This is a genomic window from Streptococcus sanguinis, from assembly GCF_020729765.1.
Lineage (GTDB): Bacteria > Bacillota > Bacilli > Lactobacillales > Streptococcaceae > Streptococcus > Streptococcus sanguinis_Q.
Genome location: NZ_JAJEPD010000023.1, coordinates 46,145 through 71,101 on the forward strand (window position 1 = coordinate 46,145; position 24,957 = coordinate 71,101).

The window sequence follows — 24,957 nt, forward strand, 5'->3', positions numbered from 1 at the left end:
TTTTCTCCTTGAACACGCTTTGCTTCTTCTTATAACTATTATACCGCAATTCACTGAATGAGGGAAATAGGAGTTTGACTGAACAGAAAGATTCCATTCACCCTTTCCGGCTTTCTTTGCCATTTTCCTAAGGAAAAGGTATAATAATTGTAAATTGAAGAAAATAAAGGAGACATGTATGAATCAGTATCCTCTGGTCTATCTTGACCATGTCCATAAAAATTATGGCGACGCACCCGCCCTGTATGATGTGAGCTTAAACATCCAACCTGGCAGAATTATCGGACTTCTAGGTCCTAATGGCAGCGGCAAGACAACTATTATCAAGCTTATCAATGGTCTCTTGCAGCCCACCTCTGGCCATATCTATCTCAAAGGCGTCAAACCTTCTCCTGATACCAAAAGAATCGTTTCCTATCTGCCAGATACGACTTATCTGAGCGACAGCTCCAAAGTAATCGAAGCTGTAAAATATTTCCAAGATTTTTATGATAATTTTGACAGCGCGAAAGCTATGCAGCTTCTAAAGGATCTTCATATCGATCCTCAAGCGCGCATCGGAAGCCTTTCAAAAGGAAACAAGGAAAAAATGCAGCTCATTCTGGTCATGAGCCGCCATGCGGAACTCTATATCCTAGACGAGCCTATCGGTGGTGTCGATCCGGCTGCTCGTGACTATATCCTGCAGACTATCATCCAAAACCGCACACCGCAGTCTTCTGTCATCATTTCCACCCACTTGATCGCAGATATCGAGCCAATCTTGGATGAAGTAATCCTGATTAACCAAGGTCAGATCTTTTTGCATGAAAATGCTAATCAGCTGCGTCAGCAGTACAATCAATCCATTGATAATCTCTTCCGCAGCCAGTTTCGCTTTTATTAGGAGGACTTCATTATATGTTTGGAAAACTGTTTAAATACGACTTTAAGTCTAATTACAAATGGTATTGTATCACCTTTGCCATTCTTCTCACTCTATCAGTCTTTATGGGAATCATAGCTGGCAGCATCCTAAGACCTGAGGCGATGAATCGCTATAGTGAACATCCATTGTCTATTAGTGGTGTTATTATCACTTTCTATCTACTATTTCTCTTGCTGTTTTCTGCATCTTGCGCAGTCTTTCTATCCAATACCATCATTATTATCCGTCGATTTTATAAAAATGTCTTTGGGAGAGAAGGCTACCTGACTTGGACCTTGCCGGTCACCCCGCATCAGATTCTTCTGTCCAAGCTTCTTTCCGCATTTGTTTGGACCCTCTTGTGTATGCTGACCATGTTTATTAGTGGTTTAGTCATCTTTGGCATTGCTCTTCCCCTTGTAGGTTTTTCATTCAATGAGATTTTTAAATTTATTGGTGAAATACCAGATTTATGGCTATGGATTGTCAAATACGGCTTCCTTAATCTCCTTCAAATCCTTTCTGGTATTCTCTTCTTTTATCTAGCGATCTCAGTCGGACAGCTTTTCAAGAAGAATCGGATTATGATGGCTGTGCTCTTTGGATTTTTGATTTGGACTGTTCTGGCAGTCCTGTCACTCTTATTACCTAGTTCTTTTGATTCATATGGACTACTTAGTTTATATGATTACAGTTACTCCTCTTCGGAATTTGAACAGATGCTAGATGGCTTCATTATTATCAGAGTCGTCTTTGAACTGGTCAAAATTTTTGGTTTCTATTTTACAATCCATACCATTGTAAAAAACAAACTAAATCTGCAATAAGCAAAACAAGGTTGAAACAAAACGTTTCAACCTTGTTTATTTTTACTTCAGAATAATCGCTGCCACGATGGGGCTGACCAGAACGTACATGAGGCCGGTCACGCCAATCGCAAGTCCTGCCATAGCTCCTGCGACCTGGCCGTATTTAAAGGCGGTTCCCGTTCCTACCGCATGGCCGGTTCCACCTAAAGAAAGACCAATAGCTACCGGGTCTGTGATTTTTAAGAGCTTAAGAAGCGTTGGTCCTAACACACTGGTCAGAATGCCCGTCGCAACCACCACCACTAAGGTAACTGTAGCAAGACCTTGCAGCTTGTCTGTGATACCGACAGCCATGGCCGTTGTGACAGATTTCGGAAAAAGAGAAACAGCCAGAAAGAAATCCATGCCGAAAAACTTAGCCAGTAAAGCAGTGAAGCTGGTATTGACTACAACCGCCGCAAAGGTCCCAATCAAAATACTGCGTGCATGGTGCTTCATCAAATGAAAAGTCTTGTAAAGCGGAATCCCCAAAGCAACCGTAGATGGCACAATTAGGTTGTTTAAATAGGAGCCGCCGACATAGTAATCCTTGTAGGAAATACCGGTTAATTTCAAAAAAGCAATAACCAAAACTGCTGCAATCAGCAAAGGAGTTGTCAAGGGATGAGGAAATCTCCGAAAAATCAATAGGCCGAACAGATAGGCCAAGATAGACAAGGCAAGGCCAAAGAGAGGGTTGCTCCATAAATCAGACATTGCTGGCGTCTCCTTCCTCATAATCTCCTTCGAAACGAGTCTTAATCAGCTGCACCACAACTGCAATCACGCAGACATTAAGCACAATTGCTCCTAAAACAATCAAAATAATCGGCAGTAGATAAGGCGCGATGACCTGAAATTTATCCATGATACCAACTGCTGGAGGCAGAAAAAGAATGGTCATATTTGCCAAAAGAAAATTGCCAACCATGCTGATATGACGCAGGCGCAGGAGCTTAAACTGCAGAGCTAAAAACAGCAAAACCAGACCTATGATACTGCCCGGAACAGGCAGGTGGAAAACACTTGAAATTCCTTCTCCAACGAGGGAAATCATAAAAATAATCATCAACTGAACATATAATTTCATACCAAACCTCCATCACTTGTATATCCAGTTTACTCCTTTTCAGAAAAATATCAAGGTGCTTTCAGAAATTAAAACCTTTACATCCAAAATTTGCTTATAAAAATTCCCTCTATTGTCTGCAATAGAGGGTCTTTCTTATTTAGCAGTCGTCTGAGTAACTTCCTAAACAGATGCTAGATGGATTGAATCATAAAGAAAATCATGAGCATAATCAAGGCAAGGCTTGCCAAAAGAACGAGAATTTTCTTTGCGAGATGGGTTTCCCAGTAGCCTGACTTGCCGATTGATGTATTGATGTCTCTGTAAAATTGCTGGCTCTCTCTGGGAAGAAGACTAACCAGCAAAATCAAGACAAAGGCTGCTACAATGGTAAGTGTAATCAATATTGTTTGCATTTTATTTCCTCAAGGCTCCAATCAATGTAAAAATCAGGCCAATCAAGATCATCAAGCCCAAGACGATGACAAAGGCTTTGTTGAGGTTTTCACCCAAGCTGGCCTTTTCTTTCTTGGGCTTGCCATGCTTGAGCTCATCTAACCGTCCCTCAATATCCTTATGAAATAAATCTTTTTTAGCCATGCTGACCTCCTAACAAGCTTTGGAGAGTCTCCTGATAAAGACTGATTGGTACATCGTTGGCATGTCGACCTTGAGCTTGCAAAGCTGCTCGCATCTGCTCAACACCAGATAAGGCTTCTTCCAGAGTTGATGCTAGCTGAGCAGGCTGGCTGCTGTCAAAAATATGCTGTTGGGCAATGTAGTGCCTATCATGCAGGGTCTGCTCAAAGCCTAGAATCAAGAGATTGTTCTCAAAAGCCTTGCGCACTGCCTGCAGGACCTGGCCGCCGTGATTGATGTCCAGATAAATGTCCGATTCCAAGTAGAGCTGCTTGATCTGCTTGAGACTGGCATTTTGATAAAGGACGACATTCTTATAGGACAGCATAGACAAGAGCTTAGGCGACATTTCCGTAAGTGCTCCAATGCGAAAGACCAGCTGCGGCAGGGACTGAACCAAGGTCTCTAAGCCTTCAATCTGATCCGAATGGGTCAGGATTAAGGCATCTTTTCGTAGGTAGTTGTCCCGCTTGAAGTCATAATGATAGCCCAGATGCAGGAACTTCTGCTGCTGGTCAGTCGCTGCCAGACTCTTGGCCTTTTCATAAGTTGCTAAATCTGGAATGACAATGGTCTGCGCCCGCAGCTGACTATTTTCTAGAATCAGCTGCATATTGCCCGGAAGCTCGTCATACAGAGGTTCCTGCCAAAAGAGAATATCTTGCCCAGCTCGACCTGTCAAGCTGTGGGAAACCAGGAAAGAATAAGCCAGCGAATTAAAGAGAATGTGATCCAAATCCAAGTCTAGCCGCTCTAAAAAGAAACGGATAAAATCCACTCGGCTTTTAAAAATCCGCAAGGGCTCTTGGTCCAGAGTCAGGATGATGTCACCAGTGGCATGATTTTCCACGATGCGCTCCTGACCGTCTGTGCTATAGTAGGTTGTGTTGAAAGCTTCCTGGCCTGATTTATAGGCTGTTTTGGCAAAGCAGCGACCTTGCTTATTATAGCGCTCACTCAGTCGTAGCTGGCCTTTTTTATCCAGCCAGTCCACCTGCTTGACCAAGCGGCCCTTGGCCTGACTTGCATAGTGAATCCGTGCTCTTTCTTCTCCCATGTCACTGACACGCGCCGCCTGGTGGTCGCCTGTGATTTCCCAGAAAGGTGGCACTGGTACTTGATTGAAAAAGAGCGGGTGGTCTACTCCCTCTTCATCCCCTAAAAAATAAGTATAGGGGGAAATCATATCGTCCGGGAGAAAGCCATTGGCCTCAATGACAATGGTCGGACAGTCATAGCCAGCTGCAAGGAGGGAATCATGCAGATCCTGGGTTTCCTGATTGTAATAATCAAAGAGCTGAATCATCTCTGACCTCCTTTAAAAGCTGGGACCAAGCCGCTTCAACCCGGCTGGTCAAATAATTCTCGGCCACTTGATAAGAGTGTTGGCTCATCTCCTGCTGGCGTCCTTGGCTAAAGAGAGCTACTATTTTCTCCACAAAAGCAGCAATAATTTGGTCCTCGACCTGATTGGAACTGACCGGTATCAGATAACCATTTTTACCATCATCGATAAAAGTCTGATTGCCATAACGGACATCAAAGCCGATGAGGGGCAGACCTGATCCAACTGCTTCCATGAGCGTTAGACCAAAGCCTTCACTGGTTGAAGCCGTCAGATAAAGCTCATAGCCTGCATAAATCTGGCTTAAATCTGCATGCCCTTTGAGCCGAATATAGTCCTGAGCTCCTGCTTCCTCAATCCTGCGGCGTAGCTTCTCCTCTTCGCCCCCCTTACCGTAAATATCAAGAGTCAGTTCAGGCAGCTGGGCTTGTGCTTGGACAGTCGCTGCCACTAGCCAATCGATATGCTTTTCCGTAGCGAGACGCGAAGCCGTAATCATGGAGAAAGGCTTGCGAGGATCTTTGGGATAAGTCAGCTGGTCCAGACTTCCCACCGGTATGGTGACAATTTTGGGCTGCTTGTTCGAGTAATGCTGGAACTGCTGCTCTAGAATCGTTTTCTGAGCCTCTGTTGCCACGATGAAAAAGTCCACCTTGTCAGCATTAGTAAACTGGTAGTCATAAAAATTATTCCAGAGAATGTAGTCGTCGCTGCTGGCATTTTCACTGAAATGCTCGGCATGGACCACTACTCCCAGCTTAGCCTTCTGGCTTTCCTCAAAGACAACCTGACCAATCCCCGTCTCCCGATCCAAGATGACCACATCATCTGCTTGCAGCTGCAGGCATTGGAGGAAATAACGGACCAGCTCAGCCTTGGAATAGAAAATCCGGTCTGGAAAACGATAGAGCACTTCCTGACCATCATCAATCAGCATATCATAAGCGACACTACCGTCTTCATTGTAGAAGCGGCGCTGGTAGAGGGTTGCAGCGTCATTATGGGGTGCAAAGTACTCGCTGGCATAGCGGACATAGGAGAAATAATCCTTGCGAATCAATCTCCCCCGCGAGACATACTCCACATGCTCGACAAAGTCCTGGTCTTCCTGCCGCAGATAGCAAGTGATAAACTGATCATCCTGCGGATAGAAATAGCGGGCAATCTTGCCCTCTCTCTCCGAGCGCTCCGGCTGACCTGCGACTTGAGCCAGCACCTGATCTAGCGTCATCGTCGTCGGTGCAATCTTGATATCAGTAAAGTAATTATAAAGCCAGATAACTTCCTCATCCAGAAAACCAATATTTTCCGTCAAATGCTGGATATTATCCGCTAAAATCATATCCATAAAGATAAACTTAGCCGGCTGCTGGATCCTGCGCAGAAGCTGGGCCCGATAAGCTTGGGCGTATTCTACACCGCTGCTGGCCCAGCCAATGCCTAAGTTGATGTTATATACTGTCATATTCTCCTCGTCTTACGGGAAGTACATAATGACTTCTCCTTTAGGGTTGAGTGCCAATTCACTCATCAAAAGATTCTTGACAATCTGCTGTTTCATGCGCTCCTTCATATATTCAAAGCCATCGTAAGCCTCTTGATAATATTCTACCAGTGGATTTTTCATAGAGAAATGCTGACCGCTCAAGGCTGTCTTGAGCTGCTGCAGATAGTCCACCTGCTCGACCCAGTTCTCATCAATAGCCTTGAGAACGGACACACGCTGAAAATGGGTAAAGAGCTTGTCAGACTTGAGATAGGCTTTCTTTGCCTGCAATTCCTGCTCGGCGATATCATGCAAGAGCTCTGCAATTTTCTCCGGCGAATAAATATCGAAATCATAAGGAATACGCTCAGCATGATAGCTGAAATGGTCTAAAATAAAGCGATAGAGGTCAGCTCGCGTCTCATAGGACTGCTCATAGGCCGCCTGATGAATGACCTGACTGAGGACACGGCTGATTTCTTCGTCAATCCGCTCCTCAGCTTGAATCAAGCGATTGCGCTCAGCATAGGTAATCTCCCGCTGAATCTTCATACACTGGGCATACTCCAGCGTCATTCGACGGGATATCTTGGCGCTGCTTTCGCTGGCTCTCTGAGCCTTGGCCACTAAGCGTCTAAAGCGGCGCTGTCCCAGCTGGACTGGATGCTGCTCAACCTCTTCAGCAGAGTAGTCCTTGTAGAACTTCTTGAGCCAGTCTGGTCCCCACTTCCTGAGCAGATCATCCTCTAGCGAGATGAAAAACTTACTAATTCCCGGATCGCCTTGGCGGCCTGAACGGCCACGAATCTGTAGGTCAATCCGCTGGTTCTCCATCCGCTCAGTACCAATCACCACGAGACCGCCTAAATCTGCGACACCTGGACCCAACTTTATATCCGTACCGCGGCCGGCCATAGATGTAGCCACCGTCACCGCACCTTTCTGCCCAGACTCAGCGATGATTTGCGCCTCACGAGCCGCATTGTTGGCATTGAGCAGATTGTGGGCGATGCCTTCTCTCAGCAGTAGGGAAGAGTAAATCTCTGACATCTCCACTGATCCGGTGAAAATCAAGAGTGGATTGCCTTGAGCATGGTAGTGCTTGACCTCGTCCAGAGAAGCAAAGACTTTTTCTGGCAGGGTTTGGTAAAGCTGGTCTGGCAAATCCTGTCGAATAACTGGCTGGTTGGTCGGAATCTTGATGACAGACATGGAGTAAGTTTCCATAAACTCGCTCTCCACCACCTTGCCGGTCCCGGTCATACCAGAGATTTTCCGGAAGAGCCGGAAGAGATTCTGATAGGTGATGGAAGCCATGGCCCGCGTTTCCTCCGTCAGCTTGACATGCTCCTTGGCCTCAATGGCCTGGTGCTGGCCTCCCTGAAGCCGGGTCATTTCCAGCAGACGGCCGGTTGCGCGGTCCAGAAGTACAACTTCTGCTTCTTTGTCACCCTGGCGGACAACATAATCCTTGTCCTTCTTGTAGAGCTTGTGGGCCCGCAAGGCTAGATTGAGATGGCGGACCAACTCTTGATTTTCCTTAGAAAAAAGATGCTCCAAGTCAAGAAAAGACTCTGCCGCTAAAATACCTTTCGATGTCAGCCAGACTTCATTCTTCTCGTCATCGTAGTGGTAGTCCTCGTCTTCTTTCAAAGTCGTAATGAAGGTATCCATGATACTATAGAAGTTTGACTGAACCCGAGGAGCACCAGAGATAACCAAAGGCACCTGAGCGCTGTCTAAGAGGATGGAGTCAATCTCATCTATGATGACATAGTTGAAAGGACTAAGATATTGGCTATCCTTATTCTCTGCGAGATTCTCAATCAAATAGTCAAAGCCCAAGGCACTATTGGTCGTATAGACAATATCCGCCTGGTAAATCAGCCGCTTCTGCTTGGGCGTCAAATTTTTAGTCTCATCTGCTACCACCGCTGCCTCAATAGTCAGCCCCAGAAAACGATAGACCTGCCCCATTTCCTGAGCGTCCCGCAGAGCCAGATAGGTATTGGTGGTCACTAGCATAGCCCCTTGACCAGACAAGGCATTAAGATAGAGCGGCATGGTAGCCGTCAGAGTCTTGCCCTCTCCCGTAGCCATCTCAGCGACATTACCTTCATGGAGAACAATCGCTCCCATGACCTGAACATCGTAGGGAAACATGCTCAGCACCCGCTTGTCCGCTTCCCGCACCACAGCATAAGCCTCCGGCAGTAAGTCGTCTAAAGTCTCACCTGCGGTCAGTCTCTCCTTAAATTCCTGAGTTTTCTTCCGCAGCTCAGCATCTGACAAGCCAGCCATTTCTGACTCAAAGCTTTTGACTTTGGCTAAGATTTTCTTTAAGCGCTGAATTTGAAAATGATTTTTAATCATCAGACTCCTCTATGATTTGGTCAATGTTTAGGCAATGAAACTCTAAAGACTCAACTCCTGCACTCAGCAGCTGAATCTTATAGCTATAGGCTTCGTTTGGGTAGGTAAAGATCATACTCTCCGAACGCTCCACTTGATTGCTGATTTCTTTATCATAGCGGTCAAAGAAGATGATCTTCAGAAAGACGCTGGCTTCAGGATAGGTGGTCATATCTCTAGACAGGCAATAGCGAGCACCTTTTTTGAGCAAGGGGAGAGCAGGTACCTGACGGTCTCGCTGATAGTTCCATTTGGAAGACCATTCATGGATGGTCTGGCCGGAGGCCATCAGTTTATTTTCAAAAAATACATGTGAAGGGGAATGAATAATAAGGGTAGTGCCATAGAGATAGGTAAAGTCAGTCATTTTACCAGCTGCCGAAACCCCTCTCAGCTCTCCCCAGTATATGCCCTTTCTTTTTTGAATTTTCATTTCTTTCTCCCAAATTCCTTTTCCAATATCATTCGATAATAATTCATAAACCAAGACACAGACACAGCTAAGTCGTCATTATGCCGTCCTGGGACTCCTCTGCTAATCAGCTTAGCCTCAGTCAGATGAAGAGCTGCCACCAAATCCTCATAGGCCGTCGGATCATAGTCCTCTTCTTTCATATAGGCGATACCAAAGGTCGTCCGACTGAAATCAGCCTTCTCAAACTTACGCCAGTAGCGGCGATTCAGCTCCTCTACATGCTCCTTATCTTTGCCACCCGTGTGACGGTGAAGGACATCTAGAGCCGTCGGAAAGACCTCGGGCAGGCGTAAGCGACCACGTTGGGCAATAGTGCCTAGATTTCCCAAGGGCTTGGACAAAACAATAGCTCGCGGACGAAACTCTGATCCGTAATAAACCGCACCGTAGGTCCCCATAGACATCCCCGACAGGATTAGATCCCGCTCGGTAAAGCCCAGATAGTCCAGATGCTCTTGGATAATCTTATGAATACCGCTCTCTAGCTCCTGACTGCCTAGATAAAACATACCGCCATCCACGCGCGGATCTGAAAACAAGAGAAAAGGACAGCCCAAACTCCGCATCATCCCAAAGCCCTCGAAGCCTTCCGCCCGACGGTAACCAGAAAAATAAACAGCCAAGGGCGGCTTCAAATCTCCCGGATAAAAGAAGTAATTAATCTCCTGACGGTGGCTGTCGCGGAGAATCTTTCCACCCAGGACATACTTGCCAAACTCATAGCGGGTTAAGCGCTGATGCAGAGCCCCGACCTGAATCCGCCCCTCGCCTCTAGCCTCCAGACTGACACCCAGATAGGAAGTAAAGTCATTGTCCAGAACCATGGATTCCCGCATGTCCTCTTCTGTGAAAATAGTCTCGCGAGCAATATCTGCAGTCGAGCCTTCCTGGATATTATAGAGGCGCAGCCGCAGCTCACAGCTGCCGGACTTTTCATATTCAAGCCAGAGTTCAACTGGATTGAACTTATTGGCAATAATATTGTATTTCCAAGACAGGATTGGCTGAAAGTCCTGACCAAAGTCACCTTCCAGCTCCAGATTTTCATAGCCATTGTAGCAAATCTTGCCCCGAAATCCGGGACTGACCACCATATCAAGCGGGGTCATCTTATCGCCATACTGGCCGGAAAAGAGAGCCTTAGACAGCTTGCGGAGCAGGTCAGCTCGATCGCTCATATCCGTTGGCTGAGCACAGTGACGCTTAAGGAAGTACTCAATATCCGCTTCCTGGGTTTCCTGTTCCTGATCATAGAAAACTGTATAAGGAATAATCTTGGACTCAATCATAAACAAATCTGGGATCCGACGCAAATCGTCCACCAGAATCGCATCAAACTTGCTAATCTTATCCATCTCCATGACCTTTTTGATAGCTAGATTGGAGTTAGGAAAGAAATAATACCAGTTCATATTGTCTGGAATGGCAAGCTCCTTGCTCCAGTCGCTTGAGCCAATCTGTAAGATTTTCAGCTTATTTTGCATTCTCAGCCTCCTTGAGCCACTGCTCCCACCGGCCAATCAGCTCCAGACCAGTATTATGATGGATTTTTTCAATGGAATAAATCAGGGCCTGATTCCAATTTTTCAAACCTTCCAAGTAATAGTCTGCAGCAGTCGGAACATCAGAGATAGAGTCCAAGATATAGCCATTTTGCAGATGGGTCACATATTCCGAGCCCACCAGATTGATCTGCGGAATCCCGGCAGAAATCCCAGCAATCTGCGTATAGAGATTGGGCTGCTCACTCAGGTCGATGATTAACCGCGTATCATCCAGCTCCTGAATCAAGCTGAGCTCGTCTGTGATATTTTTAATGGTGAAACGGAGGTCCTGCTCCTGATTTTCCAGCAGGGCATTCTCAGCCTGCTCACTGCGCCGGTAGTTCTTGACAAATTCATATTGATTCAGATACTCATCAATAACCTCCTGCACCTTGGTCTCCACCTTTTGGATTCCTTCCTGCCAAGCATTGTAAACACCGATAGTCAGCTCTGTATCCGGATGCTTGGCCACATAGTGGAGAACCTTGAAGATAGCATAGTCATTAAGCCCTTCTTCCAGATTAATCTGATAAAAAATCTTGGATTCACGACGACGCTGGCTCTTGCCCAGCTGCAGACGGGTATCAAAAGGCGACAGGTAATGCACCTTCTGAGCCTGCCTAGGCAGGTAGCGCTGAATAGCCTTCTTGAAATCCATACGATCAGTCAAGACTAAATCTGCCTGCTGCAAATCTGCTTCTAAAGCTGACCAATCCACTGTATGATTTCGCTCGTGGAAAAAGCTGAGAATGATTTGAACATTCTTGGGCAATAAGCGCAAAATGGCTTGAGTATATAAGGGATGCGCTGCCAGGACGAACCGGCTGTCCGCTCCTGCATTGCGCTCGATATAATGGCCCAATTTCTCCAAGATTAAGTCTGGCATCCTCTCATACTCCAGCTTATCAAAGTCCAGTAAGTAAGCAGGGTTGACCTCTACCCGACCGTCGTCAGGCTTGAGATGCTCACGAATCCGCCAGTCACCATCCGGCTGCAGGTAGTCCTGATACAGAGGCTGACCTGCTTCATAATAGGTGATACTGGAAACAAAGCCCCGGTCATCAAAGATATAAAACTTGTCCAGCTGGTCATCCTTGAAAAACTTGATGAAGCTGATAAAGCCTTCTACTCCAAACTCGACATGGGCATAGAGCTGTCCCTGCCTGCGGACCATTATTAGAAAGGGCGTATAGACAAACTCGCAGTCTGGCTCCCAGTCCAGATCCTTGATTTGCAGTACTTGCATTTCTTTAGACTGGATTCCCTGAATCTCATCAAAGACCGAGTAATAGTCCGTCTCAAAAATATCCTGCCGATGCAAGAGGTAGCGGGCATGCGGCATATAGGCTGGCAAAAGCAGCTGGACTGGCAGATTTTCACTTTGAAAAATCCGAATCTGATGAATCGAGTCATCAAACTCCAGTCGTTGCATGGAGCGATACCAAGGGACAATATCCCGGTGCCAAACCCGATCCCCACTGCCACTCCATGAAGGAATAAAGTAATACATAGTTTCTCCTACAACAATGAACGATAACGGTCATTAAGCGTCAAGGCATCTACCTCGTCCTTAATAGAAAAGACCATCCCGATAAAAATCATAAAAATCCCCGGAATCATGCTGAGCCGCAGATAGCGAATGTCCAGAAGTACCACTATCATAGGCAGACCAGAAATCAGGATAAGATAGAAAGCCCCCACTAGTGCAAAATAGGTCACCAAACCATTGATATACCGGCGGGTTGCTCCTCCCGGATAAACATTTTCAATATACTCTCCACTCTTCTGCATCCGCTCAGCAATCTGGTCGCCACTGATATTGATAAAGGCGAAGGCCAGTGCCAGGATGAAAATAGTCAGCAGATAGAGGATAAACCAAGCTGGACTTCCCATAGACAGTGCTTCTATCCAATGGTCAATCAACTGGTTGTCCGGCTGGAGAAAGTGGATTATCAAAAGGAAATACTGGGGAATGCTGACCAAGGTCATAGCGTACATAATCGGCATCCCACCAGCAGGATTCAGACGAATATCCAGATAAGAGTATTTCTTGAAACGGTTATGGATATTGATCTTATTGACTGGAATTCGGTACTTGGACCGTTCAACTGTAACAGCCAGATAGAGAAAGACTAGACTGAAAACCAGCATCAAGGCCAGCCAAAGTGAAGAAATCTTCAGCTCCTGAATGGAGTTCCAAATATCCTGCGGAATGTAGGCAATCATGCTGGCCATGACAATCATGATGGAGCCGCCAAGTCCCATGGCAGCATTCAAATCCGTCAGCCAGATGAGAAAGTAAGTCCCAGCCATCAAGACCAAGGTATCTAAGACCATAATCGTAGTCATATCCACCCCACCTGCTTCTTGCAATGGCAGATTTAGGACCAGCGCTACTGACTGAATCAAGGCAATGACCAAGGTCAGCAGCATCCGCCGCCTTTCCTGCACTTCCAGAGGGAGCTTACTCAAGCCTAGGCGCTTGGACACAGCAAACATCTGCCAGATCAGCATAGAGGACATCCAAGGAGACAAGCCGACAGAAAAGAGCGACATACTGCGCAGATTCCCCCCCATCAGGGCTGTCGCATAGTTCAAGGTCGTAGAGGTTCCGTCCATGGCAGCTGCCTTACTCATATCGACGAAAGGCAGGGTCAGCTTGGTTCCCAAGACATAGATAAATAAGAAAAATAAGGTCCACAGAAACTTCTTGATAATGACCGATTTAAAAAATGACTTCACACTGACTCCTCATGACGATGGCTGGAAAAGCTCTAAGATAAGACTTCCATCACCGCATCTACTAAGACTTTTTTGCTAAAATAACCTTCCTTGAGCAGGAAAGAGAATTTTCTAACCCGCTCGACCATAGCCTGATATTCCTCTGCAGTCAGATTTTCAACAATCCGACTGGCCTCTTCCAGACTATCTACAACAAAGCCCAGACCGCGCTCGCGGATCAGCTCTGCATTGGACAGGTAAGAAGGGACGATGACCGGAATCCCAGCTGCCAGATAAGTGGCAGACTTATGAGAGATATTGAGACCGTAGTATTCCGGCTCGTCTGCTGGATTTTCCTCAACACCCCAGACCAGACCCAGACCGCCCTTGGACAGCTCCAAGAGCAATTCTGGCCGGCTGACCCAGCCGCGATAGCTGACATTGGCCTCTGGATTTGATTCTTCCTCAGGCGAAAAAATCTCCAGTGGCGTTGCATAAGACCAATTAATCAGATGTGGAAAACGCTCCACACTTCCGGCAAAATACAGCTTAGGTGCAAACTGAGGCTGGTGCAGGGGCAGATCATAGGGATGATCCCACATGCGCTGGACCAAAATCTTGTCCACAGTCAGCCCCTCTGCCAGAAGTTTGTCCCGCATCTGCTCAGAAGGAACGATGACTACATCTGACTGATTGTACATATCGATATACTCCGGCATCAGATAGTAGTTTGACGGGAACATCAGCGGCGGCACATCATGGATAAAGGTAATCAGCTTAGCCTGCAAAATCTTCAGTTTGCTGATAAAGGCCTGGTCAAACTCCCGGCCATTCCAAGTCGGCGACTGATAGATAACCACATCGCCATAGCCCACACTAGCCATGATACCGTCCAGACGACGACTGAGCTCCGACTGGCTATCGCTGTAAATATCGTAAAAATAAAAACTCAGTTCATTGAAGCCCAGCTGCTTGGCTAGCTTGGTCACATCATTCTGGGCAATCAAAGCCGTACTCTGGCCAGACATACCGTATAGATTGGTAATATTAACTTTCATATTCTTTTTCTAATCTTCATTCCTGAGCCAGATTGGCAACAATCTGACTGTCATAAGCTTGGTCGTCTCTAAACTCAATATCCTGATCAAAGTTGTGCTCAGCCGTATGCTTGTGCGACAGCTTGACCTTGTGGCTAGCTCCCATCTGGAACCATTCATACTCTGAGTCAATATGCCCAATATCCAGCGCTCGATAACCTTCCTGAACCAGATCATAGACCAAGACCTTGGCCGTCGGACCCAGCATGGTCAAAATCAGACGATTATCCGCATGCTCTCGAACAGCCTGCTTAATCGCCTCCAGCTTGCTGTAAGCATTGCGCGAAGGACAGATAATCCGCTTGATGGATTTAGCCCCATCAAAGAGGTCATTGCCCACACCAGAGCGGGAAGTCAAGCCCTCTACGATCAAGAGATCCTTGTCCTGCCAAAGCTGCTTAAGCTTTGCAAAATAGCCCGCAGACGGCGTCTTATCTTCCAAGTCAATATAAGGACGGGAAATAAAGGTCGATCCATACCAAGGTGCTCGGCAAATATTTTTATATTTCTCAAGAAAATGTGGCAAATGATTTAGACTCCAGAAATTCTGGGCATCGATGGAATAGCGCTCTAGCCCTGTAAAGACATCGGGCAGACAAATCATCAAACGCTCATTGCTTTCCATAGACATAATCTCTCTCAAGCGTGATGACAGCTCTGGATCAAAGTCTTGATAGACGATACTACGGCCCGCAATCAAATCCATCTCCCCATCTCCAAAACGAACCACTGAAGCACCTTTCTCCAAGAGATAATCCAGCGATTGGTCAATAGAGAGTACAGAAATCTGCCGCTCCTCAGGCTCGGCCAAGGCTAGTTTCTCAATAGCCTGCACCATGGCTTCAGGATTATCAGCTGGAAAGACTTCCTGCCCCTGCTGGCCATGGACTATACTATCAAAGGCAAAGACTGGCTTGCCGGCAGACTTAAAGCGAGCAATAATGTCCCCTACCTCATCACCAGCATTGATATCCAGCAACAGCTGAGACTTGGTTTCCAGCGACTCCAAGAGAGCCGGAATGCCCGCAATATCTGAACTGACGCTGACATTAGGATACTGGAGCAGACGCGTGATTGGCTCTGCTACCACTACCGGTGCAGCGATGTAGAAATGACAGGCAGGCAGGGATTGAATCAGATAGTTGATATGCATCAGGTCACAAGAGTAGGTGTAGACTAGGCAGGACAGACTTGAGCCCCTTTCACCTTCCACCATCTTTTGAGTCAGGGCTCCGACAGGCTCCTGCATATCCGACCAATCCAGTCCCTGATAGAACCACCAGACCTCACGATAGATAGACTGGGTATACTCTTTCCAAGGCTTGCGCTCGGTCAGATAGTGAATCACAGGCGGATAGAGACCTTTTTCAGGTTCATAGTCCGAAAAGGTCGTGTGTAGCGTAATGCAGTTATAAGCAAAAGGCAGCTCCAGCCAGCGGTTTTCAAAGAGCATATTGAGAATGCTTTGATCATCCTGAGTAACTTTATCATGTAAGTTATCAGTCATCTCAATCAATTGACCCGCAATATCGTTTTCTCTCCAGTAGTTCACATTAATCAGTAAAACACCTGAATTAAAAATCTGTTCGCCAAAGTAAACTTCTCCACCCAGATCTCTTACCGCTCCAAGCGGATAGGAACCTAAATCGACTGCAAAAATTTCCGATAAATCACGTGTTACTACAATATCGCAATCCAAATAAAGAGCTTGATCTTCCTCTACAAAAGTAGCCGTAAAATATCTCAAAAAAACTGAATAATGGATATTTGTCTTATATTGACTAATATGACTGCCATCCACCCGAGCATTGACGATTTGGCAGTCCAGCTTGGCCAGTTTTTTTTGCATGCTGATAAACCACTCTGTCGGAAAGTCACTATTGATGACATAAAACTTGATAAAGCGATTGTGGCAAACGATGGACTTAATGGTGGTTAAGACCTGCTCACTATAGGCAGCATTAGCCGCCAACACCACAGCTCGAAAGGCTTGCGGCTTCTCTTTTTTCATCAGACTGCGCAGCTTTATCACCATCTCCTGAGGGTGCTCATGGGGATAGACCAGTTCTTCCTTTTCATTTTTCTTAGTATTGTCAAAAGCCAGAACCGGCTTGCTAAGTGCCTTGAAACGACGGCTCAGTTCATAGTGCTCGTTCCCATGGTGAATATCCAAATAGACCTGACACTTATCAATGAGCTCATCCAGTACTGCATGAATAACCTGGGGATAGAGATGAATATTTTCATAGCGATCCAAAGAACGCAGATAATCTCCCATATCTGTGTAACAGGCTATATAAAAATGAACGTTAGGCAGGGACTGGGCTAAAAACTCTATCTGCTCCAGCTCCTGTACATCTGTCAGGAGCATGCAGTTCAGAGCTGCCTTCTCCCAACGGTCTTGCATCTCAAACTCTCCCCGATGATGGGCTGAAATCTCCGCCAAGCTCAAGGCCTGAAAGTCCCACCAAAGCTGACGATAGCGATAGCTAACTTCCGAGTTCCATGGCTTGCGGAAGGTCGTATAGTGGATAATCAAAGGTTCCTGATCTAGCTCAAAATGACCATTCCAGCCGCTGTAAAAGGCCACCAAGTCATGGCCTACCTGCAGATTGTAAATCTTATCCAGGGGCAGCCAGTCCTGAGCCAGCACATGATTTAAAACCGTCTGATCGCCGTTGAAATCCTCCATCTGGCCAGACTGGACCAAGCCCATGATGCGGTCCGTTTCCTCGATAAAGGTCTCCTGCAGCTGCTTTTCTTTCCATGCTCGATTATCAATTAGCAGAACTCCAGAGTTAAATCCATAACCACCAGCATCTCCAACCGCAGCCACAAGCTTGCCCTCCAGAGGAATATCAAATAAAAGCTGCAAATCTCTATTGACCACCATATCACTGTCCAGATAAAGGACCCGCTCCTCTGCTACAAACTGCGGAATGAAATAGCGAGCATAGGCTGCTGAACTGATATGGTCCTGAGTCAGCCACTCTGGACTGATAGTCACTTGGTCCAAGCTGATATTGACCAACTCACTATCCAGCTGCTCAGCCAGCTCATTAAAATCACGAAACCATTCGTCGCTCAATCCCTGATTGAAAACATAGATTTTTACATTTTTATTGTAATATAAAATCGACTTAATTGCAGTCGAAACTTGCTCTTGATAGGCCTGGTCCCCAACCAAAACAATCGTTTTCATTTTTTCCCTTACTCTTTCATTTCATAAACTCTAAAACATCATCTCTATACTTGATATTATATAAAATATTGTCCAAAAAATCTATATTCTCAAGGACTTTCCTGCAGAATAAAGAACACTTTTTTTCTACTAAATTGTCAAAAAAACAGGAAGTTGTCAAAACTTCCTGTTTCTATTGCCTCTCGGTTTCTTTTACTATTTCCTAGTCTAGGATTTTAGGAACCAAGCTCCAGAAATAATCAAACTATTTCTTTACGAATTGCTCTATCCATTACTTCCGCAGCTCACTAACAGAGTGGACTTTTGACGGACTAAAAGATAAACTGATTGGCTCTATTTACTGCTACTCCTCAGAGTCGCTTTTCTTTTTACGTCTCTTGAAGGCCAAGCCCAACGCTCCTAAGCCCAGAGCCAGGATGGAAGCCTTGCTCTCCGTTTCCCCTGTCTGAGGCAGACGGCCTCTGGAAATCAGATCCAGCTCAGACTGTCTTGCTGAAGCGGACAGGCTTTCAGATGTGCTCTGACTAGCTGACAGGCTCGTAGACAGGCTTTCCGATACAGACTGACTGACACGGGCAAGCTCACTAAGGCTGACTGCTGCTGACAGTGACTCGCTGGTAGAAAGGCTGAGTGAATAGAATTCCTTCTCATGAACCAGATCCAGCTGACTATGCAAGACTGAGGTGCTGGTGCTTACTGAGGTAGACTCACTTATTGACTGAGAATCGCTAATCGAAGCACTTTCCGAACCAGACAGGCTAGCCGAAGTACTTGCGGATTCTGAAGCACTTACTGAAGCGGATATACTTGCCAACGCTAAAGCAGATGCCCGTACTGAAGTGGATTCACTTGCTGACGCTGATGCGCTGGTTGAAGCTGATTCGCTCGCAGATACAGATGCACTCGTTGAGGTGGACATGCTGGCACTTACGGATGCACTGCTCGATGCAGATTCACTCGCAGATACAGACGCGCTGGTAGACGCAGACGTACTTGTACTTACGGATGCGCTCGTCGATGCTGATTCACTCACAGATACAGAGGCACTCGTCGACGCAGACTCGCTTGCGCTTACAGAGGTGCTCGTTGAGGCGGACTCACTTGCACTTACTGACGCGCTGGTGGACGCAGACGTGCTGGCAGATACAGATGCACTCGTGGAAGCTGATTCACTCGCTTTTGCAGATGAGCTAGTTGAAGCTGACTCACTTGCACTCACGGACGCGCTGGTGGACGCAGACGTGCTGGCAGATACAGAGGCGCTCGTGGACGCGGATGTGCTTGCACTCACTGACGCGCTAGTCGAAGCTGATTCACTTGCGCTTACGGAGGCGCTCGTGGACGCTGAGGTACTTGCTGAAACTGACGCACTCGTTGAGGCTGACGTACTTGCGGATACCGACGCACTTGTCGATGCGGACGTGCTTGCGCTTACTGATGCACTCGTCGATGCGGACTCACTCGCTTTCGCAGATGAGCTAGTTGAAGCTGACTCACTTGCACTTACCGACGCACTCGTTGAGGCTGACGTACTTGCTGAAACTGACGCACTCGTTGAGGCTGACGTACTTGCGGATACAGAGGCACTTGTCGATGAGGACGTACTTGCGCTTGTGGACGCGGACGTACTTGCACTCACTGACGCACTCGTCGACGCTGACGCACTCGCAGATACAGACGCGCTCGTGGACGCGGAGGTGCTTGCACTCACTGACGCACTCGTTGAAGCGGACGTACTTGCACTTACTGACGCGCTCGTGGACGCGGACGTGCTGGCGCTTACTGACGCACTTGTCGACGCGGACGTACTTGCACTCACTGATGCGCTCGTTGAGGCTGACGTACTTGCACTCACAGATGCGCTAGTGGACGCTGAGGTACTTGCGCTTACAGACGCACTCGTCGATGCTGAGGTACTTGCGCTTACAGACGCGCTCGTGGACGCGGACGTGCTGGCGCTGACTGACGCGCTAGTAGACGCTGAGGTGCTTGCACTCACAGATGCACTCGTGGACGCGGAGGTGCTGGCTGAAACTGACGCGCTAGTAGACGCCGAGGTACTTGCGCTTACTGAGGCACTTGTTGAAGCTGAGGTACTTGCGCTTACTGAGGCGCTAGTAGATGCAGATTCACTTGCTTTCGCAGATGAGCTAGTTGATGCGGACGTACTTGCGCTGACTGACGCGCTCGTGGACGCTGAGGTGCTTGCACTCACGGACGCACTCGTTGAAGCGGACGTACTTGCACTTACCGACGCGCTCGTGGACGCCGAGGTGCTTGCACTCACAGATGCACTCGTTGAAGCGGACGTGCTTGCAGATACGGATGCACTGGTCGACGCGGACGTACTTGCACTTACTGAGGCGCTGGTTGACGCTGAGGTGCTTGCAGATACGGATGCACTGGTTGAGGCTGACGTGCTTGCAGATACGGATGCACTGGTCGACGCGGACGTACTTGCACTTACTGACGCGCTAGTTGAAGCGGACGTGCTTGCACTCACAGATGCACTCGTTGAAGCGGACGTGCTGGCGCTTACTGACGCACTGGTCGACGCGGACGTACTTGCTGAAACGGACGCACTTGTCGACGCGGACGTGCTTGCAGATACGGATGCACTGGTTGAGGCTGACGTGCTTGCAGATACGGATGCACTGGTCGACGCGGACGTACTTGCACTTACTGACGCACTCGTCGACGCGGACGTACTTGCGCTCACTGATGCGCTCGTCGATGCAGATTCACTCGCAGACACAGACGCACTCGTCGACGCGGACGTACTTGCACTTACTGACGCACTCGTTGATGCAGACGTACTTGCAGATACTGACGCGCTTGCGGACGCAGATGTGCTTGCTGATACTGATGCACTGGTGGACGCGGACGTGCTTGCACTCACTGATGCGCTCGTCGATGCGGACGTACTTGCTGAAACGGACGCACTGGTTGAAGCGGACGTACTTGCTGAAACGGACGCACTGGTCGACGCGGACGTGCTGGCGCTTACTGACGCACTGGTCGACGCGGACGTACTTGCACTCACTGATGCGCTCGTTGAGGCTGACGTACTTGCACTCACAGATGCGCTAGTGGACGCTGAGGTACTTGCGCTTACAGACGCACTCGTCGATGCTGACGTGCTTGCACTCACTGACGCACTCGTCGACGCGGACGTACTTGCGCTCACTGATGCGCTCGTCGATGCAGATTCACTCGCAGACACAGACGCACTCGTCGACGCGGACGTACTTGCACTTACTGACGCACTCGTCGATGCTGACGTGCTTGCACTCACTGACGCACTCGTCGACGCGGACGTACTTGCACTTACGGATGCACTGGTGGACGCGGACGTGCTTGCACTTACTGACGCGCTCGTTGAGGCTGAGGTGCTTGCTGAAACTGATGCACTCGTTGAGGCTGACGTACTCGCACTCACTGACGCACTCGTTGAGGCTGACGTACTTGCGGATACAGATGCACTCGTTGAAGCAGACGTACTTGCACTTACTGATGCACTCGTCGACGCTGAGGTACTTGCACTTACGGATGCACTGGTGGACGCGGACGTACTTGCACTTACGGATGCACTGGTGGACGCGGACGTACTTGCACTCACTGACGCACTCGTTGAAGCAGACGTACTTGCTGAAACGGATGCGCTCGTTGAGGCTGACGTACTTGCACTCACAGATGCGCTCGTGGACGCTGAGGTACTTGCACTGACTGACGCGCTCGTTGAAGCCGATGTGCTTGCGCTCACTGAAGCACTTGTCGAGGCTGAGGTACTTGCACTTACTGAGGCACTCGTTGAAGCTGACGTACTTGCGCTCACTGACGCGCTCGTCGACGCGGACGTACTTGCTGAAACTGATGCACTCGTTGACGCTGAGGTACTTGCACTTACGGATGCGCTTGTTGACGCGGACGTGCTGGCAGATACTGATGCGCTCGTGGACGCGGACGTGCTTGCGCTCACGGACGCGCTCGTGGAGGCAGACGTACTTGCTGAAACTGATGCACTCGTTGAGGCTGACGTACTCGCACTCACTGACGCACTGGTCGATGCTGAGGTACTTGCACTCACTGACGCACTCGTTGAGGCTGACGTACTTGCGGATACAGATGCACTCGTTGAAGCAGACGTACTTGCACTTACTGATGCACTCGTCGACGCTGAGGTACTTGCACTTACGGATGCACTGGTGGACGCGGACGTACTTGCACTCACTGACGCACTCGTTGAAGCAGACGTACTTGCGGATACAGATGCACTTGTAGATGCCGATGTACTTGCACTCATTGACGCGCTCGTTGAAGCGGACGTGCTTGCACTCACAGATGCACTCGTTGAAGCGGACGTGCTTGCAGATACGGATGCACTGGTCGACGCGGACGTACTTGCTGAAACGGACGCGCTCGTGGACGCGGACGTGCTTGCAGATACGGATGCACTGGTTGAGGCTGATGTGCTTGCACTCACTGAAGCACTTGTGGAGGCTGACGTACTTGCGCTCACGGATGCGCTTGTTGAAGCAGACGTACTTGCACTTACGGACGCACTTGTGGAGGCTGACGTACTTGCACTTACTGACGCGCTCGTTGAAGCGGACGTGCTTGCACTTACGGATGCGCTTGTCGACGCTGAGGTACTTGCACTTACGGACGCACTCGTTGAAGCCGAGGTGCTTGCAGATACAGATGCACTTGTGGAGGCTGACGTACTTGCGCTCACGGATGCGCTTGTTGAAGCAGACGTACTTGCACTTACGGACGCACTTGTGGAGGCTGACGTACTTGCACTTACTGACGCGCTCGTTGAAGCGGACGTGCTTGCACTTACGGATGCGCTTGTCGACGCTGAGGTACTTGCACTTGCGGACGCTGAGGTACTTGCTGAAACGGATGCGCTAGTTGAAGCAGACGTACTTGCACTTACGGAAGCACTTGTGGAGGCTGACGTACTTGCGCTCACTGAAGCACTCGTTGACGCGGAGGTGCTTGCAGATACTGACGCGCTCGTGGAGGCTGAGGTACTTGCACTTACTGACGCGCTTGTCGACGCAGACGTGCTGGCACTTACCGACGCACTGGTGGACGCGGACGTACTTGCACTTACCGATGCACTGGTGGACGCGGACGTACTTGCTGAGACAGAGGCACTCGTTGATGCTGACGTACTTGCACTTACTGACGCACTGGTCGACGCCGAGGTGCTTGCACTAGTCGACGCGGACGTACTTGCTGATACAGAGGCACTCGTTGATGCTGACGTACTTGCACTTACAGATGCACTGGTCGATGCGGACGTACTTGCACTTACGGATGCACTCGTTGATGCTGATGTGCTGGCACTTACTGACGCGCTCGTGGAGGCGGACGTACTTGCGCTTACGGACGCACTGGTTGAAGCCGACGTACTTGCGCTTACTGACGCACTGGTTGAAGCCGACGTACTTGCGCTTACTGACGCGCTCGTTGAGGCGGACGTACTTGCGCTTACGGACGCACTCGTTGAAGCTGATGTACTTGCTGACACTGACTCACTCGTCGACGCGGACGTACTTGCAGATACGGATGCGCTAGTTGAAGCGGACGTACTTGCTGATACTGACGCGCTAGTTGAAGCTGATGTACTTGCTGACACTGACGCACTTGTGGACGCCGATGTACTAGCAGACACCGAAGCACTGGTCGATGCGGATGTCGAAGCTGATGTTAAAGCTGAACGACTTGATGCAAGATCTTTTACTACTCTATTCGCAGGAATAGTATCTGTAGATTTGTCAGGATAAGTAATGGTAACCGTTCCGTTTGCAGAAACGGTAATTCTCGCAGCTGCTGGAATCTCAGGATTGGCTGCTCTTACTGCCGCTTCTACAGCATTTTTCTCAGTTGGTGATAAGTTGGAAAGACTATTTACATAAGTTACCGACGGATCAGCAGGATCATATTTATCAGTTTGCGCCCTATATTTAATTACAAAAGTAAAATTTGAAGAGACATTACCAGCAGCATCCCAAGCCCTAATAGTCCGAGTAAACTGAGCCTTGTTTTTATCAGCGGGAATCGGTTCAGTTAGTGGAACTGTACCATATGCTCTAACTCTCAAGGGATTATCCGAAGTGGCATTGCCAGGTATATTGAAATTATCCTCTGAATATTTTAACCAATCAAAACCCAGTGGTTTACCAAAAGTACTTAATTCTATATTTTTAACTTGACCGCTATCATCTGTGATTTCAAAATAAAATTCAAACTCCTCACCACGATATGCAATAATATCACTTGGAACTGTAATGGTAGGCGGGGTTGTATCTGTAGCTCGACGTTTCCGAACACGGGCAGTTTCACTTGAGGTACTAGCTGAGCCATTATTAGTCGAAGACCTATTGGTTTCAGATGAAGCGCTTTGACTGTTTACAGTGGATTCTGACTTGGAGCTAGCTGAGGTCGATGCTAGCTGAGATGCACTCACTGAATCAGACGTACTTGAAGACACTGAAAGAGACTCAGATACACTTAAGGAATCTGAGACTGCTTGAGATGTGCTGGCACTGATAGAGGCAGAGCTAGACTGTGACATTGACTCTGAAGCTGAGATGCTGGCAGAGATAGATGCACTGACAGAAGCACTGGCACTGGCTGAGGATGTATCTGATACAGACTCTGACTCAGTATGTGAGCTTGCCGTTGCAGTTGCTGCTTCAGTAGCACTGCTTTCTTCTCCTAAAACTGTTTCACCACGTGTCGCTAAAACGTCTGTCGTATCAATGACCTTTTCCAGAGCCTGACCTTCTTCTGCATGGACAGTTGCGCTTGTCACAACAGCTCCACCCAGCACAGCCCCCGTGGCGACAATGCCTCTCAAAAAGTCTATGCCGCTCTTCTTATCGGTAACTTGTTCTTCCGTTACCTTGAGCTCGATCGATGAAAGGCCTCCCCCCTTCATTGATCTAAAAAGGCCGAACTGTGATGTCGCAGCACGGAGCCAATGCTTACCCGATTTAATCAGCTTAAAACGAGTCACACGCTCTACTTCGTGGTACTTACCTTTTTGACGTTTAAAAAACATAATTCTCCCTTTAATTTATATCCTTTTTAAAAATCCATTAATCCCATTTTACCACACTATTATATAAAATGAACAATAAATTACTTATTTTTTTTGCTGAAATTGTTTTCAAGCATTTCCAAAAAACTCATTTTCAA

The 24,957-nt window shown here is 48.0% G+C and carries 16 protein-coding genes; 2 read left to right on the forward strand and 14 right to left on the reverse strand.

The annotated features are described in order from the left end of the window. Positions 1-178 precede the first annotated feature (178 nt). Complete coding sequence (locus K4H96_RS01955; protein ID WP_002900663.1) at positions 179-886, forward strand: ABC transporter ATP-binding protein; 708 nt, start codon at positions 179-181, stop codon at positions 884-886. Positions 887-900: 14 nt separating this feature from the next. Beyond that, the gene (locus K4H96_RS01960; RefSeq protein WP_223336689.1) at positions 901-1,734 is read left to right on the forward strand and encodes a lantibiotic ABC transporter permease; all 834 of its coding nucleotides are present in this window, start codon (positions 901-903) and stop codon (positions 1,732-1,734) included. A gap of 42 nt (positions 1,735-1,776) precedes the next feature. On the opposite strand, the gene K4H96_RS01965 is transcribed toward K4H96_RS01960, so the two are convergent. From K4H96_RS01965 to K4H96_RS02030, 14 genes are all read right to left on the reverse strand, one after another. Further along, positions 1,777-2,472 carry an LrgB family protein gene (locus tag K4H96_RS01965; RefSeq protein WP_223336688.1) on the reverse strand — a complete coding sequence of 232 codons (696 nt, stop codon included), beginning with the start codon at positions 2,470-2,472 and terminating at the stop codon, positions 1,777-1,779. Further along, positions 2,465-2,845, reverse strand: a complete 381-nt coding sequence (locus K4H96_RS01970) for a CidA/LrgA family protein (RefSeq protein WP_002900667.1) — start codon at positions 2,843-2,845, stop codon at positions 2,465-2,467. Before K4H96_RS01970 ends, K4H96_RS01965 begins: the two co-directional genes overlap by 8 nt. A 173-nt stretch (positions 2,846-3,018) precedes the next feature. Then, on the reverse strand, positions 3,019-3,240 hold the full coding sequence (gene asp5, locus K4H96_RS01975; RefSeq protein WP_125377557.1) for an accessory Sec system protein Asp5: 222 nt from the start codon (positions 3,238-3,240) through the stop codon (positions 3,019-3,021). A gap of 1 nt (position 3,241) precedes the next feature. Next, positions 3,242-3,424 (reverse strand): accessory Sec system protein Asp4, encoded by a 183-nt coding sequence (gene asp4 / locus K4H96_RS01980; protein WP_125377559.1) that lies wholly within the window; start codon positions 3,422-3,424, stop codon positions 3,242-3,244. Continuing rightward, positions 3,417-4,769 carry an accessory Sec system glycosylation chaperone GtfB gene (gene gtfB / locus K4H96_RS01985; protein WP_223336687.1) on the reverse strand — a complete coding sequence of 451 codons (1,353 nt, stop codon included), beginning with the start codon at positions 4,767-4,769 and terminating at the stop codon, positions 3,417-3,419. Before gtfB ends, asp4 begins: the two co-directional genes overlap by 8 nt. Continuing rightward, positions 4,753-6,273 (reverse strand): accessory Sec system glycosyltransferase GtfA, encoded by a 1,521-nt coding sequence (gene gtfA, locus K4H96_RS01990; RefSeq protein WP_223336686.1) that lies wholly within the window; start codon positions 6,271-6,273, stop codon positions 4,753-4,755. Before gtfA ends, gtfB begins: the two co-directional genes overlap by 17 nt. Before the next feature lie 12 nt (positions 6,274-6,285). Further along, entirely contained in the window at positions 6,286-8,667 is a 2,382-nt protein-coding gene (gene secA2, locus K4H96_RS01995) for an accessory Sec system translocase SecA2 (RefSeq protein ID WP_223336685.1), read from the reverse strand. Continuing rightward, positions 8,660-9,139: an accessory Sec system protein Asp3 gene (asp3, locus tag K4H96_RS02000; protein WP_223336684.1), complete on the reverse strand. Its 480-nt coding sequence runs from the start codon at positions 9,137-9,139 to the stop codon at positions 8,660-8,662. The genes secA2 and asp3 overlap by 8 nt, the downstream gene beginning before the upstream one ends. Further along, positions 9,136-10,665, reverse strand: a complete 1,530-nt coding sequence (gene asp2 / locus K4H96_RS02005) for an accessory Sec system protein Asp2 (RefSeq protein WP_223336683.1) — start codon at positions 10,663-10,665, stop codon at positions 9,136-9,138. The genes asp3 and asp2 overlap by 4 nt, the downstream gene beginning before the upstream one ends. After that, positions 10,655-12,235, reverse strand: a complete 1,581-nt coding sequence (asp1, locus tag K4H96_RS02010) for an accessory Sec system protein Asp1 (RefSeq protein ID WP_223336682.1) — start codon at positions 12,233-12,235, stop codon at positions 10,655-10,657. The genes asp2 and asp1 overlap by 11 nt, the downstream gene beginning before the upstream one ends. 8 nt (positions 12,236-12,243) lie before the next feature. Beyond that, entirely contained in the window at positions 12,244-13,467 is a 1,224-nt protein-coding gene (gene secY2, locus K4H96_RS02015; protein ID WP_223336681.1) for an accessory Sec system protein translocase subunit SecY2, read from the reverse strand. 32 nt (positions 13,468-13,499) lie between these two features. Further along, positions 13,500-14,504 (reverse strand): sugar transferase, encoded by a 1,005-nt coding sequence (locus K4H96_RS02020; RefSeq protein ID WP_002895938.1) that lies wholly within the window; start codon positions 14,502-14,504, stop codon positions 13,500-13,502. A 16-nt stretch (positions 14,505-14,520) separates the two neighbouring features. Then, a complete protein-coding gene (locus K4H96_RS02025) occupies positions 14,521-17,745 on the reverse strand; it encodes an SP_1767 family glycosyltransferase (protein ID WP_223336680.1) in 3,225 nt (1,074 codons plus the stop codon). A 343-nt stretch (positions 17,746-18,088) separates the two neighbouring features. Continuing rightward, positions 18,089-24,820 carry an accessory Sec-dependent serine-rich glycoprotein adhesin gene (locus K4H96_RS02030; RefSeq protein WP_227956350.1) on the reverse strand — a complete coding sequence of 2,244 codons (6,732 nt, stop codon included), beginning with the start codon at positions 24,818-24,820 and terminating at the stop codon, positions 18,089-18,091. Positions 24,821-24,957: the final 137 nt, after the last annotated feature.

Bases quoted from the DNA above. Each gene is read 5' to 3' on its own strand.
- K4H96_RS01955 (WP_002900663.1), top strand. From the start codon at position 179: ATGAATCAGTATCCTCTGGTCTATCTTGACCATGTCCATAAAAATTAT.
- K4H96_RS01960 (WP_223336689.1), top strand. From the start codon at position 901: ATGTTTGGAAAACTGTTTAAATACGACTTTAAGTCTAATTACAAATGG.
- K4H96_RS01965 (WP_223336688.1), bottom strand. From the start codon at position 2,472: ATGTCTGATTTATGGAGCAACCCTCTCTTTGGCCTTGCCTTGTCTATC.
- K4H96_RS01970 (WP_002900667.1), bottom strand. From the start codon at position 2,845: ATGAAATTATATGTTCAGTTGATGATTATTTTTATGATTTCCCTCGTT.
- asp5 (WP_125377557.1), bottom strand. From the start codon at position 3,240: ATGCAAACAATATTGATTACACTTACCATTGTAGCAGCCTTTGTCTTG.
- asp4 (WP_125377559.1), bottom strand. From the start codon at position 3,424: ATGGCTAAAAAAGATTTATTTCATAAGGATATTGAGGGACGGTTAGAT.
- gtfB (WP_223336687.1), bottom strand. From the start codon at position 4,769: ATGATTCAGCTCTTTGATTATTACAATCAGGAAACCCAGGATCTGCAT.
- gtfA (WP_223336686.1), bottom strand. From the start codon at position 6,273: ATGACAGTATATAACATCAACTTAGGCATTGGCTGGGCCAGCAGCGGT.
- secA2 (WP_223336685.1), bottom strand. From the start codon at position 8,667: ATGATTAAAAATCATTTTCAAATTCAGCGCTTAAAGAAAATCTTAGCC.
- asp3 (WP_223336684.1), bottom strand. From the start codon at position 9,139: ATGAAAATTCAAAAAAGAAAGGGCATATACTGGGGAGAGCTGAGAGGG.
- asp2 (WP_223336683.1), bottom strand. From the start codon at position 10,665: ATGCAAAATAAGCTGAAAATCTTACAGATTGGCTCAAGCGACTGGAGC.
- asp1 (WP_223336682.1), bottom strand. From the start codon at position 12,235: ATGTATTACTTTATTCCTTCATGGAGTGGCAGTGGGGATCGGGTTTGG.
- K4H96_RS02020 (WP_002895938.1), bottom strand. From the start codon at position 14,504: ATGAAAGTTAATATTACCAATCTATACGGTATGTCTGGCCAGAGTACG.
- K4H96_RS02025 (WP_223336680.1), bottom strand. From the start codon at position 17,745: ATGAAAACGATTGTTTTGGTTGGGGACCAGGCCTATCAAGAGCAAGTT.
- K4H96_RS02030 (WP_227956350.1), bottom strand. From the start codon at position 24,820: ATGTTTTTTAAACGTCAAAAAGGTAAGTACCACGAAGTAGAGCGTGTG.